The organism is Xanthomonas sp. NCPPB 1067 (assembly GCF_020783795.1).
GTDB lineage: Bacteria > Pseudomonadota > Gammaproteobacteria > Xanthomonadales > Xanthomonadaceae > Xanthomonas > Xanthomonas melonis.
The window spans coordinates 42346-55832 of the sequence record NZ_JAJGQG010000022.1; the positions used below are offsets into that span (position 1 = coordinate 42346).

The window sequence follows — 13487 nt, forward strand, 5'->3', positions numbered from 1 at the left end:
TGGCCCTCGATAGATCTACCGCGAGAAACGACGGCACTGACCCCGCCGCTCCCGCGATAGAAAAACGTGTAACGACATTGCAGACCGAATACCCCGGGCCTCAGCAGCGGCCGGGGCCGACACGCCGGGCTATGGAGTGCATCGCAGCCCGCTGGGCTGCGCTCCCATCGGGTGGCCCGGCGGCCAGACAGTCTGGTTATTCCTTCTCGGCGTCGTCGCCCTCTTCGCGTGGCGCCTCGGCAGGCTGGAACTTCTCGCGCAGCTCTGCTTCCAGCTTGGCCGCTACCTGCGGGTTGTCGCGCAGATAGCCGCGTGCATTGTCCTTGCCCTGGCCGATGCGCTCGTCGCCATAGCTGTACCAGGCACCGGCCTTGTCCACCAACTTGGCATCCACGCCCATGTCGATCAGTTCACCCTCGCGACTGATGCCTTCGCCGTAGAGGATTTCGGTGACCACCTGCTTGAACGGAGGCGCCAACTTGTTCTTGACCACCTTGATCTTGGTCTGGTTGCCGATGATCTCGTCACCCTTCTTGATCGAACCGATCCGACGGATGTCCAGGCGTACCGAGGCGTAGAACTTCAGCGCATTGCCGCCAGTGGTCACTTCCGGGCTCTGGCCCGGCATCATGACGCCGATCTTCATGCGCAACTGGTTGATGAACACCACCAGGGTATTGGAGCGCTTGATGTTGCCGGTCAGCTTGCGCAGCGCCTGGCTCATCAGGCGGGCCTGAAGACCCGGCAGCTGATCGCCCATTTCGCCTTCGATTTCGGCCTTCGGCGTCAGTGCGGCCACCGAGTCGACCACCACGATATCGACCGAGCCCGAGCGCACCAGCATGTCGGCGATCTCCAGCGCCTGCTCGCCGGTATCCGGCTGCGACAGCAGCAGATCGTCGACGTTCACCCCCAGCTTGGCCGCATAGATCGGATCCAGGGCATGCTCGGCGTCGATGAAGGCTGCGGTGCCGCCCTTCTTCTGGCACTCGGCGATCGCCTGCAGGGTCAGGGTCGTCTTGCCCGAGGACTCGGGCCCGTAGATCTCCACCACCCGGCCCTTGGGTAGGCCGCCGATCCCGAGTGCGATGTCCAGCATCAACGAGCCGGTCGGAACCACCTCGACTGCCTCGATGACACGGTCGCCCATGCGCATGACCGAACCCTTGCCGAATTGCTTTTCGATCTGGCTCAGTGCGGCGGAAAGGGCACGCTTCTTGTTCTCGTCCATCTGGGTGATCCTTGTCAGTGATTTCGGTGTGGAGCCAATGTAGCGGCGGTGTATCGCAGAGGCTGAGACTGCTGGCGACACACTCAGATTAACGATGCGGCAGGTGCCCCGGCAGCGGGATTGCCTGCAAGACCGGCTGGGAAAACCCCCAGCCCGCGCCTCGGCACAGCCCTCAGCGGTTGGGCCTCAACAGCCCGCAATACAGGCCCTCGATGGCGAAATCCTGATCCGGCTGCACTTCGATCGGCGCGTAATCCGGGTTGCGTGGCAGCAGGCGGATACGATCCTTGCCGATCTTCAGCAACTTGACGGTGATCTCTTCGTCGATGCGCGCCACCACGATTTGCCCGGAGCGTGCATCGCGGGTGCGGTGCACACCGATCAGGTCGCCGTTGAAGATGCCTTCGTCGCGCATCGAATCGCCCTGCACCTTGAGCAGGTAATCCGGTGACGGCGAGAAGAACACCCGGTCGAGCACGACGAAGTCGTCCGACCCGATATCGGCGCCGATCGGTAGACCCGCTGCAACGCGACCCAGCACCGGCAGCCGCAGTACGTCGTCGCGTTGGGGCTCACTGATCGGCGGCGTCCGCGACTGCGCGCCCTGCCCGGCCAGCCGGATGCCGCGCGCCTGCCCTGCGACACGGCGGATCGCACCCGCCTGCTCCAATGCCTCCAGGTGATACTGCGCGGCGCGCACGCCCTTGAAGCCGAACGCGCGGGCGATCTCGGTCTGCGACGGCGGCACGCCGTCGGCATCGATCCGCTCGGCGATCAAGGCCAGGATTGCTTGCTGGGTATCGGTCAGGTCCATGGTTAGTAGTATTACTACTAACTGCGCCATGCGCAATAGCGTCGAAGCAAGGTGTCCGGTGGATCGCTAACGCCGGCTGCGCCAGATCGAGAACAGGATCCAGATGCCGCACAGGCCGGCGCCGATGAAGCCACCAACGCCCAGCCCCAGCAGCCAGCGGCTGGCGCTGCCACCGACGCTGTTCATCACGATCGAGGAGCCGATGACCAGCGCTGCAGTCACGATGCCCATGGTCAGCCGGTTGGCCGCGCGATCGACCTGCTCGCCGAACTCGCGCAAGGCGCGCGTTTCCACATGCAGTTGCAGCTTGCCGCGCCGCGCGGCCTGGATCAGGCGCTTGAGATCGCGCGGCAGATCGCCGATCAGATCGATCGCACCGGTCACGGTGCGACGGCTGCGGCGCAACATGGCGCTGGGTGCGTAACGTTGCAGGACCACGCGTTCGAGATATGGCTGCGCTTCGTTGGCCATGTCGAAATCCGGATCGAGCTGGCGCCCCATTCCCTCGAGCGTGAGGAAGGCCTTGATCATCAGCGCCAGATCCGACGGCAGCGTCAGGCCGTGATCGCGCAGTATCGCGGTGACGTCGCCGAGCATGGCGCCGATACGCAGTTCCTTCAGCGGCACGCCCCGGTACTGATCGACGAACGCGCCGATGTCCTGCTGCAGACATGGCTCGTCGATCTCCAGACTGTTGCCGGCCCATTCCAGCAGCACATCGATCACCGCTTCGGCATCGTGGCTCACCATGCCGTGCAGCAATTGCGCGACCTGGAACCGGCGCTGCTCGGAGACGCGCCCGACCATGCCGAAGTCGATGACGGCGATACGCCCGTCGCGCAGATAGAAGATATTGCCCGGGTGCGGGTCGGCGTGGAAGCAACCGTCCTGTAGCACCATCTTGAGCACGATGCCGGCGCCGGCGCGCGCCAGCGCCCTGCGATCCAGGCCGGCCGCGTCCACCGCCTGCAAATCGCGCCCGGGGATGCCATCGATGAAGTCCTGCACATTGAGCGACTCGCACGTCCATTGCCAATGCACCGCCGGTACCACCACCTGCGGGTCGTGTGCGAAGTTGGCCGCGATGCGTTCGGCGTTGCGGCACTCGGCGGCGAAATCCAGTTCGCGCCGCAGCGAAACCGTGAATTGCTGCACCACTTCGGCCGGACGATATCGCTTCAGATCCGGCGCGCGGGTCTCGACGATTTCCGCCAGCCGCGCGAGCAGGCGCAGGTCCGCCTCGATGGTGTCGCCGATCCCGGGACGGCGGATCTTCAACACCACCGGCGTGCCGTCGGCCAACCACGCGCGATGGGTCTGTGCCAGCGAAGCGGCCGCCAGCGGCTGCTCGTCGAGCCGGGCGAAGACGCTGGACGGTTCGGCACCCAGTGCGGCGATCAGTTGCGGCAGGATCTGTTCGAATGGCAAGGCCGGCACCGCATTCTGCAGTTCGCTCAGCTCTTCGATCCATTCCGGCGGCAGCAGATCCACTCGCGTGGCCAGCACCTGGCCCAGCTTGACGAAGGTGGGGCCGAGTTCTTCCAGCGCACGCCGCACGCGCTGTGCAGCGGACATCCGCAGGCGGCCTTCGGCATTGCTCCAATGCAGCAGCTTGCCGGCCCGTTCGAGCACATCGGCCAGCCCGATCCGGCGCACGATGTCGCCGAAGCCGTAACGGATCAGCACGGCGGCGATTTCCTGCAGCCGGCCCAGATCGCGTACGGTGCCAAGCGCCTCCCACATCAGCGCACCGCCAGTCGTTGCTGGAGCCGCTGGCCGTGCAGGCGCCAGTGCGGCCGGTCCGACGGCGCAGGACCGGGCGGCCAACGGCGCCCGATGCCACGGCCTGCGTGCGGGCGATGCCGGGCGGCGCCAGCATGCTGCATGACACATCCCTGTGCATGGCCAGGTGACTGCGCGCGCGCAATGCAACGTGCAGACGACATCGACCACCTGCCAGTGCGCAGGGTGATCTCCCATGGAGCGACTTCAACAACGGAGAACGCGGACATCGGCACATGCGGTCGGCAACCAGACCCTGGTTTGTAGCCTATCTGCCGGCAGATGTCGCGCGTGCCCACCGCAGCGCAGTGCGCTCGGCTGGCGCAGCCGCGCGGTGCGTCCCGTCAGTAGCGCAGCCGCAGGGTCAGCCCGTAGGTACGCGGCGCGCCGAGAAAGGCATTCCAGGAGCCGGCCTGCAGCGGCGTATCGATGACGATCTGGCGGTAGGTTTCGTTGCCGAGATTTTCCGCCCACGCTTCCAGCAGCCAGCGCCTGTCGGGAGCACCGATGCCGACGCGTGCGTTGAGCAGGGTATAGGCCGGTTGCACTTTCTGCGGATCCAGATCCGAGCCCGCGTTGTAGTCGGACATGTACTTGGCGCCGATGTTGAAGCGCCCGGTGAGCCGATCGCCCAGCGCATGCTCGTAGGTCAGCGACAGATTGCCCGACCAGCGCGGGGCGAAGCTCACCCTGCTGCCCGGCAGCAGGGCCAGCTCCGCATCCGGCAGCGGCTCGTTGCCGTAATAGGTATCGGCGTAGCTGAGTCCGCCTTGCACCATCAGCCCCGGAAGCGCGCCCTGCCAGAGCACTTCGGCATCGACGCCGCGCGAAACGACGGTGGGGATGGAACGCACGACGAAGCTGGTGCCGAGAAAATTATTGAGCTGGAAGTCGCTGAAATCCTGATAGAACAGCGTGGCATTCAACAACAGATTGCCGCCCAGCCAGGTGGTCTTGGCGCCGAGTTCGTAGCTGTCGACGAACTCGCCCGGAAACGAGGTGTCGTCCACCGGCACGATTCCCTGCACGCCGCTGGACAAGCCGTTGGCCGACTGCACGCGATCCAGATTGAAACCGCCGGCCTTGTAGCCGCGTGCGGCCGAGGCGTACGTCATCAACGCATCGCTCCAGCGATAGGCCAGCTTGACGGTACCGGACCATTCGCGTTCGGTGCGGCGCTGTTCGGTCAGGCGACCGGCATGGGCGAGGTTGGCCCAGGGCAGACAGCTGAAGCCGATCACTTGCGGCGCAATCGTCGGCACCGCGGCAGCCGACACGCCACGTGCGGTGAGCGCCGCGCCGATGCGGCGCAGCGCCGCCGCATCGACCTGACCGTTCGGCGCGAAGTAGCTGGCGCACGCCGGACTTCCATCGGGGTTGGCGAACGCCGATCGCAGCGCCTTGTGCTCATAGGTGTAGCGCAGCCCGGCGACCACATCCAGCGCATCGGTGGCGTGCCAGGTGTTGTTGGTGAACAGCGCCACGCTGGTGCCGTCCTGACGGAAGCGATCCTGGCTTCCCTGCCCCTGGAACAGGCTGCCGACGGGCAGCCCGGTGGCATCGGCAAGAAAACGCGATGCGTCGGCACGCGCGGCCAGCGCCGGATTCACGCGGGCCAGCAAGACACTGGACAGATAGGGTTCGTACACGCTGCCGAAGCGGTAGGACTCGTTGCGGTGCAGCGTTTCGTCGGCATAGAACGCCCCCAGCAGCCAGTCGAAACGCTCGCTCGATCCGGCCAGCCGCAGTTCCTGGCTGAAGGTCCGAAACCGGGTGAGCATCTCGTCTTCGCGCGGCGCGCGGTACAGGATGTCCGCAGCGTTGTAGTCGAAATCCAGGCCGTTCACCGATTTCCAGTCGCGCAGCGCGCTGATCGAGGTCAGCACCGCCTGGTTCAACCACGGGGTGGTCCAGTCGACCTGCGCCGACAGGCCCTGGTCGCGGATATCCTGTGCGGTGCTGCGATTGCTGTAGGCGCGACGGCGTTGCGGCGCGGCGCGGTCGATCGTGCCCTGCCCACCCGGTGTCAGCGCATCCACCAGCGCGGCAGTCGGGCCGCGCTCGGTGGCAACGGTGACGCAGCAGTTCTCATCGCGGTCGGTGACGTCTGCGGCCAGATTGATGTCCAGGTCGTCGGTCGGCTCCCATAGCAGCTGCACGCGCGCGGTCCGCAGATCCTGGTCGCCGTCATCGGTGGCGGTGCGCGGGCCCGCACCGGTGGTCACCTGTTCGAAACCATCGCGTCGGCGCCTGGCCGCGTACACGCGCAACGCCGCGCTCTCGCCGACGGCATCGTTGAATGCGCCCGCGATGCCGAGCGCGCCGTAGTTGCCGGCGGTGATCTCGGCATCGGCGCTGCGGGTGAAACTGGGACGCCGCGTCACCACGTTGATGACACCGGCCGAGGTGTTCTTGCCGAACACCGTGCCCTGCGGCCCCTTCAGCACTTCGATCCGTTCCAGCTCCCCCAGATCGGCGAAGCTCACGCCGTTGCGCGCACGCGCCACGCCGTCGATGACCACGCCGACCGACGACTCCAGCCCGGCATTGTCGCCCACCGTGCCGATGCCGCGGATCCGGGCCGTGGTCTGCGCCGCGCTCTGCGAGCTGGTCACGATCAGCCCCGGTACCAGCACCTGCAACTCCTTGATGTCGTGCACGCCACTGTCCTGAAGCAGCTGTTCCGGCAGCACCGAGACCACCACGGGCACGCTCTGCAGCGACTCTTCGCGCTTTTGCGCGGTCACCTTGAGCGTTGCCAGGGTCGCCGGTTCGTCCTGGTCGGTAGGCACCGCCGTCTGTGCGCGGAGCGGATGTGCGGACAGGGCCGCGAGGAGTGCGAGCGCCAGCGCGGCGCGAGGGTGCCGTTGCAGATGCATGAGTCTTCCCCGACGAAGCGCGACCCGAGCGGCGCCATGGGCAGCGCCGCCTCGCGCGAGGGCTCATCATTGTCCGATCCGCCGGACGGAAGCCAGCAGCAAGCCGAAATCGCCGTGCCCGCGGCGAACGGTGCCGCCATTCAGAATGCATGCCCGAGATGCACGCGGGGGAACGCGTCGGCGTCCGGACACGCAGGCGCTGGCGTGCGACCGACGCCGCCACGCCGCGCTCGCCTAGAGCAAGGCGCTCAATCCGGCGAGCGCGGCGGCCACCGTCTGGCGGCGCACGGCATCGCGATCGCCGTCGAACTGGTACAACTGCGCGGTGGCATACCCACCCCGCCGCTTCCAGCCGATCCACACCGTACCGACCGGCTTGCCTTCGCTGCCACCGCCGGGGCCGGCGATTCCCGTCACCGCCACCGCGATGCTGCCGCCAGAACCGACCAAGGCACCGGAGACCATCTCGATGACGGTTTCCCGGCTGACCGCACCATGGATCTCCAGGGTCTGTGGACGCACCCGCAGCAAGGCCTGCTTGGCCTCGTAGCTGTAGGCGACGATGCCGCAATCGAACCAGTCGGAAGAACCGGCGATGTCGGTCATCGCCTTGGCGATCCAGCCGCCAGTGCAGCTTTCCGCTGTCACCAGCCGCTCGCGTGCAGCACGCAGCTGCACGCTCAGCGCCTGGGCGAGCTGTTGAAGATCAGGGTCGGCAGGAGATGTCATTACATGGATCGCATTGGGCAGCGCCCACTTTTATCCGAATTCACAGGCGCTGTCTGCCCGCATCGTGCCCGACGCCCGGCGCGCAGACAGCTTGCCGGGGTGAGCAATCCACCGATGAGGCGACCACCGCGACGGCCTGCGTTACGAAGCGCCACGCCTTGCACTGACGCCACGCCGGCGGCAGGTCAGGCTTCCCAGTCTTCGCGGCGGTCGGGCAGCATCGCACGCAACGGCGCACCGTCCTCGCCTGCGGCCAGGCGTTCGGCCTCCACCAAGGGCAGATCGACTTCGAGCAGCCAGCCGTGCTCGTCGCCCTGCTCCCCACGCACCACTTCCAGCTGATGCAGCTTGGAGCGCAGGCGTCCGGCCGAGGGCGGCAAGCGCAGCTGCCCGGTGACGTGCCGCAGATCCAGACGCTGGCCGAGCGCGCGTTGCAGCTCCTCCAGCCCCCGCCCGTCACGTGCGGAAATCCACACGCGTTCGCGTCGCGCCGGATCCGGGATGCCGTCCTGGGCATCATGACGGACTTCGGCGCCCTCGATCCTGTCGATCTTGTTGAACACCAGCAGTTGCGGCAGATCGCCTGCGCCTACGGCATGCAACACCTCGTCGACCTGCAGGATGCGTTCTTCGCGCAGGGGGTCGGCCGCATCGACGATGTGCAGCAACAGATCGGCCTCGCGCGCCTCCGACAGGGTCGAGCGAAACGCCGCCACCAGTTCGTGAGGCAGATCGCGTACGAAGCCGACCGTGTCGGCAAGAATCGCGCTGCCGCCCGGCAGCGCGATGCGACGCACGGTGGGATCGAGCGTGGCGAACAACTGGTCGGCGGCGTAGGCCTCGGCGCCGGTCAAGGCGTTGAACAGCGTGGATTTGCCCGCGTTGGTGTAACCGACCAGCGCAATGCGCGGCAGTTCGCTGCGCAACCGCGCGCGCCGCATCTGGTTGCGCTGCACTTCGACCTTTTCCAGTCGCTTCTGCAACTGCTCCACCCGCTTCTGCAGCAGGCGACGATCGGTTTCCAGCTGGGTTTCGCCCGGCCCGCGCAGGCCGATCGAACCGCCGCGCTGGCGCTCCAGGTGGGTCCAGCCGCGCACCAGTCGTGTGGCCATGTGGCGCAACTGCGCCAGCTCGACCTGCAACTTGCCTTCGTGGCTGCGCGCGCGTTGCGCGAAGATGTCCAGGATCAGACCGGTGCGATCGATCACGCGCCGCTCCAGGTACCGCTCCAGATTGCGTTCCTGGCCGGGCGACAAGGTGTGGTTGACCAGCACCAGATCCGCGCCGGTGGCCTCGGCAGCCGCCTTGACCTCTTCCAGCTTGCCGCTGCCGATCAGGGTGGAGGGACTGGGCTTGTCGATGCGCGCGGTGAGCGTGGCCGCCACCGTGGCGCCCGCCGACTTTGCAAGGTCGGCGAACTCCTCCAGCACATCCTCTTCGGCAGGCCCACCGGAGTGGGTCTGGATCAACAACGCGTGTTCACCCTTGCGTGAGCGATCAAACACGCACTACTCCGTTACTGCTCGACGTCGTCATCTTCCGCCTGATTGCCTTCATTGGACTGCACATATCCACCACCCGGCCCCACGCGCACGTTGCGCGCCGGCACGACCGTGGAGATGGCATGCTTGTACACCATCTGACTCACGGTATTGCGCAACAGCACCACGAACTGGTCGAACGACTCGATCGTGCCCTGCAGCTTGATGCCATTGACCAGATACACGGACACCGGTACCCGCTCGCGGCGCAGCGCGTTGAGGAACGGGTCCTGTAAAGATTGCCCCTTAGCCATCACAAACTCCTTCATTATTGTTCTTATTGTCCCGGTCGACACCTGCTATCCCCAGCCGGTCCCGGAAACGCGATGTTACACGCCTGAAGGCAGCCGTAAAGCGCGACGATGGCCGAGGAAGCCGGCAAAAGCCTCGTCCAGTCGATGCCGGTCGCGCGCGGGGTCGAACCAGCGTGCGTCGAGCTCGCTACGCAGCCAGGTCAGCTGGCGCTTGGCCAGTTGCCGGGTCGCCTGCACCGCCCTGTCGCGGAAATCGGCCAGGCTGCCGGCGCCGTCCAGATACTCCCAGGCCTGGCGATACCCCACTGCGCGAACTGCTGGCAGATCCAACGGCGCGGCGACCGCACGCATCTGCGGCAGCGCCCGCAAGCGCTCCACTTCTGCCAGGAACGCCTGCCCAAGCATCGCGTCCAACCGCTGTGCGATGCGCGCGTGCAGCACCGCCCGATCCTGCGGGGCCAGGACCAGTTTCATCACCCGCAACGGCAGCCTGGGCTGCGGCGGCAGGCCCTGCCAGTAGCTGATCGGCCGGCCGCTGATGCGATGCACTTCCAACGCGCGCTGGATGCGCTGTGGGTCGGTGGCATGGATGCGCGCGGCCGCCACCGGATCGATCCGGGCCAGCTGCGCATGCAGGCCGGCCCAACCGACCTGTTCGGCCTCTGCGGCAAGCTCGGCGCGCACCGTCGGATCGGCCTGGGGCAATTGCGACAGGCCCTCGAGCAGCGCCCGGAAGTACAGGCCGGTGCCGCCAGCCAGGATCGGCAGCTTGCCGCGTGCAAGGATGCCATCGATCGCCACGCGCGCGTCGGCGGCGAAGTCGGCGGCCGAGTAGACCTGCCAGGGCTCGCGCAGATCGATCAGATGATGCGGAACCGCCGCGCGCATGGCGGCATCCGGCTTGGCCGCGCCGATGTCCAGTCCCCGATAGACCAACGCGGAGTCGACGCTGACGATTTCGCCGTTCCAGCGCTGCGCCGCCTCCAGCGCCAGCGCGGTCTTGCCGCTGGCGGTCGGCCCCATCACCGCGATCGCCAGCGGACGTCGATCGGCCGGCATCAGTCCTCGTCCGGCCAGCGGAAGGCGGGAGCAGCAGCTGCGGCGACGCGCGGCACCGGGATCGCGGCCATCGCGCTCCAGACCCGCACCGCATCCAGGGTCGCCGCCACGTCATGCACGCGCAGCAGCAGTGCGCCATGCTGGGCGGCAATCAGATGGGCGGCCACCGACCCATGCACGCGCTCGGCGGCGCGCTCGCGTCCGGTCAGCTCGCCGATGCTGCGCTTGCGCGACAGCCCGGCCAGCACCGGCAGGCCAAACTCCTGCAAGCGCTGCAACTGTGCCAGCAAGGTCATGTTGTGCACGGTGGTCTTGTCGAAGCCGAAGCCCGGATCGAGGATCAGGCGTCGCTTGGCGATGCCGGCCATTTCCGCGGCGAAGATGCGCTCGGCCAGAAACCGGTGCACCTCGCCCACCACATCGTCGTAATGCGGCGCGTCCTGCATCGCGTGCGGCGCGTTGCGCGCATGCATCAGCACCACCGGCACCTGCAGCTCGGCAGCAGCCTGCAACGCGCCCGGCGAACGCAATGCATGGACATCGTTGATCATGCCGGCACCCGCGGCCACTGCCGCGCGCATCACTTCGGGCTTGGAGGTGTCCACGCTGATCGGTATCGCGGTCTGTTGCGCCAGCGCCTGGATCACCGGGATCACGCGCTGCAGTTCGTCTTCCAGCGACACCGGCGTCGCCCCCGGGCGGGTCGATTCGCCACCGATGTCCAACACCGCCGCGCCCTCCGCCGCCAGACGCAATCCGTGGGCGATGGCTGCTTCGCAGGTGGCGTGCTGCCCGCCGTCCGAAAACGAGTCCGGCGTGACATTGACGATGCCCATCGCCTGCGGCGCATCCAGCCGCAGCGGGCGACCGGCGCAATCCAGCGTGAGGGCGGTGTCGAACATCGGGAGATCTCCTGGCCAGGTTGCAATGAGTGCGGCATCCGGTTGACGGCGCCTGGGTTGCCGACAGGTGTGCCGCGTAGCCACCGTCGTGACGTGGCGAGCCCACGCGCATCCGGCCACTGCGCAGATCGCCTGCCGGCGCCGCACATTGTCGCCCAGTGCGCATCGTCACGCATCCGATGCGTCCCTGCGCGTCGCTTGCATGCGCGCGACGGGGCGACTGTCATGCAGCAGCAGCCACCAGAGCCTCGGCCGATTCACCGCGCACAGTTCCGTACAACGCACCGGGGCCAGGAATCACTTCCTGGCCCCGGTGGAGAGCGCCGCCTGCCATTGTCAATCGGGCTTACAGCTGCTCGGCTGGTCCCGCGATCGGCGGCAGTGGACGCGGGCTACCCTTGTCGTTGTTGTTGCCGCCGTCCTTGTCCGACTTCCCCCAGCCTGCCGGCGGTGGCGGTTCGCGGCCTTCCATGATGGCGTCGATCTGCGGCACATCGATGGTTTCGTACTGCAGCAGCAACTGCGACATGGCGTGCAGCTTGTCCAGATTCTCGGTCAGGATGGTCTTGGTCTTGCTGTAGGCCTTGTCCAGGATCGAGCGCACCACTTCGTCGATCTTGCGCGCGGTCTCGTCGGACACGTTCTTGTGCTGGGTCACCGAACGGCCCAGGAACACCTCGTCTTCCTCTTCGCCGTACGCAACCGGGCCCAGTTCGTCGGACAGGCCCCACTTGGTGACCATGTTGCGCGCCATCTTGGTCGCACGCTCGATATCGTTCGACGCGCCGGTGGTGACCTTGTCGCCGCCGAAGATCAGCTCCTCGGCAACACGACCACCGTAGAGCGAGCACAGCTGCGATTCGATCGCAACGCGATTCATCGAGTAGCGGTCGCCTTCCGGCAGATACATGGTGACACCCAGCGCGCGACCGCGCGGGATGATCGTGACCTTGTAGACCGGGTCGTGCTCCGGCACCAGGCGACCGACGATCGCATGACCCGCCTCGTGGTACGCGGTCAGGGTCTTCTCGTCCTCGCTCATGGCCATCGAACGGCGTTCGGCGCCCATCAGGATCTTGTCGCGGGCACGGTCGAAGTGATCCATGCGCACTTCCTTCTCGCCGCCGCGCGCGGCGAACAGCGCTGCCTCGTTGCACAGGTTGGCCAGATCCGCACCCGAGAAGCCGGGGGTTCCGCGCGCGATCACCATCGGCACCACGTCCTCGGCCAGCGGCAGCTTGCGCATGTGCACGCGCAGGATCTGCTCGCGGCCCTTGACGTCGGGCAGGCCCACCACGACCTGGCGGTCGAAGCGGCCCGGGCGCAGCAAGGCCGGATCCAGCACGTCGGGACGGTTGGTGGCCGCGATCACGATCACCCCTTCGCCGCCCTCGAAACCGTCCATCTCCACCAGCAGCTGGTTCAAGGTCTGCTCGCGCTCGTCATGCCCGCCGCCCAGACCGGCGCCACGGTGACGGCCCACCGCATCGATTTCGTCGATGAAGATGATGCACGGCGCATGCTTCTTGGCCTGTTCGAACATGTCGCGCACGCGGCTGGCGCCCACGCCGACGAACATTTCCACGAAATCGGAGCCGGAGATGCTGAAGAACGGCACCTTGGCTTCGCCGGCAATGGCCTTGGCCAGCAGCGTCTTGCCGGTACCCGGAGGACCCACCATCAACACGCCGCGCGGAATCTTGCCGCCCAGCTTGGTGAACTTGGTGGGGTCGCGCAGGAAGTCGACCAGCTCGCCGACCTCTTCCTTGGCCTCGTCGCAACCTGCCACGTCGGCAAAGGTGATCTTGATCTGGTCCTCGCCCTGCAGCTTGGCGCGCGATTTGCCGAAACTCATCGCACCCTTCGCGCCGCCACCACCACCCTGCATCTGGCGCATGATGAACAGCCAGAAGCCGATGATCAGGATGACGGGGAGGAAATTCAGTACCAACGACCAGAAGCCAGGGCCGGTGGATGGCTTCTGGCGGGTCATTTCGATGTTCTTGCTGTACAGCACGTCGACCAGCTTGTCGTCGCGCGGACCGTAGACGGTCGCCTCGGTGCCATCGGTCCGCTTGAAGCGGATCGCGTTGACGGCCAGGTTGGTCTCATCGGTGTAATCCACCGACTTGACCCGACCGCTGTCCACTTCCTTCAGGAACTGGGTGTAGGTGATCGAGTCGGAGCCGACGCCGCCTGCCATCCGCGGCGAGAAGCTCTGGAAGACGACCATCAGCACAACCGCGACGACCACCCACAGCAGCAAATTCTTGGTCAAGTCGTTCATCCTCATTGG

The 13487-nt window shown here is 66.6% G+C and carries 10 protein-coding genes; all 10 read right to left on the reverse strand.

The window, feature by feature from the left end; all coding sequences use genetic code 11:
• Positions 1–196: 196 nt before the first annotated feature.
• Positions 197–1231, reverse strand: coding sequence for a recombinase RecA (gene recA, locus LL962_RS15505; protein ID WP_228317550.1), 1035 nt, complete (start codon positions 1229–1231; stop codon positions 197–199).
• Positions 1232–1403: 172 nt separating this feature from the next.
• Positions 1404–2045 carry a transcriptional repressor LexA gene (gene lexA / locus LL962_RS15510; protein ID WP_104588322.1) on the reverse strand — a complete coding sequence of 214 codons (642 nt, stop codon included), beginning with the start codon at positions 2043–2045 and terminating at the stop codon, positions 1404–1406.
• A 66-nt stretch (positions 2046–2111) separates the two neighbouring features.
• The gene (gene ubiB / locus LL962_RS15515) at positions 2112–3788 is read right to left on the reverse strand and encodes a 2-polyprenylphenol 6-hydroxylase (protein WP_228317551.1); all 1677 of its coding nucleotides are present in this window, start codon (positions 3786–3788) and stop codon (positions 2112–2114) included.
• 383 nt (positions 3789–4171) lie between these two features.
• Positions 4172–6706, reverse strand: coding sequence for a TonB-dependent receptor (locus LL962_RS15520; protein WP_255626355.1), 2535 nt, complete (start codon positions 6704–6706; stop codon positions 4172–4174).
• Between the two features lie 234 nt (positions 6707–6940).
• Positions 6941–7435 carry a CinA family protein gene (locus LL962_RS15525; RefSeq protein ID WP_104588319.1) on the reverse strand — a complete coding sequence of 165 codons (495 nt, stop codon included), beginning with the start codon at positions 7433–7435 and terminating at the stop codon, positions 6941–6943.
• A gap of 185 nt (positions 7436–7620) precedes the next feature.
• Positions 7621–8940: a ribosome rescue GTPase HflX gene (gene hflX / locus LL962_RS15530; RefSeq protein WP_104588318.1), complete on the reverse strand. Its 1320-nt coding sequence runs from the start codon at positions 8938–8940 to the stop codon at positions 7621–7623.
• A gap of 11 nt (positions 8941–8951) precedes the next feature.
• On the reverse strand, positions 8952–9230 hold the full coding sequence (gene hfq / locus LL962_RS15535; protein WP_005915027.1) for an RNA chaperone Hfq: 279 nt from the start codon (positions 9228–9230) through the stop codon (positions 8952–8954).
• Between the two features lie 75 nt (positions 9231–9305).
• Complete coding sequence (gene miaA / locus LL962_RS15540) at positions 9306–10289, reverse strand: tRNA (adenosine(37)-N6)-dimethylallyltransferase MiaA (protein WP_228317553.1); 984 nt, start codon at positions 10287–10289, stop codon at positions 9306–9308.
• A complete protein-coding gene (gene folP, locus LL962_RS15545) occupies positions 10289–11191 on the reverse strand; it encodes a dihydropteroate synthase (protein ID WP_228317554.1) in 903 nt (300 codons plus the stop codon). Before folP ends, miaA begins: the two co-directional genes overlap by 1 nt.
• A gap of 346 nt (positions 11192–11537) precedes the next feature.
• Positions 11538–13478 (reverse strand): ATP-dependent zinc metalloprotease FtsH, encoded by a 1941-nt coding sequence (ftsH, locus tag LL962_RS15550; RefSeq protein WP_167395399.1) that lies wholly within the window; start codon positions 13476–13478, stop codon positions 11538–11540.
• Between the last annotated feature and the right edge of the window lie 9 nt (positions 13479–13487).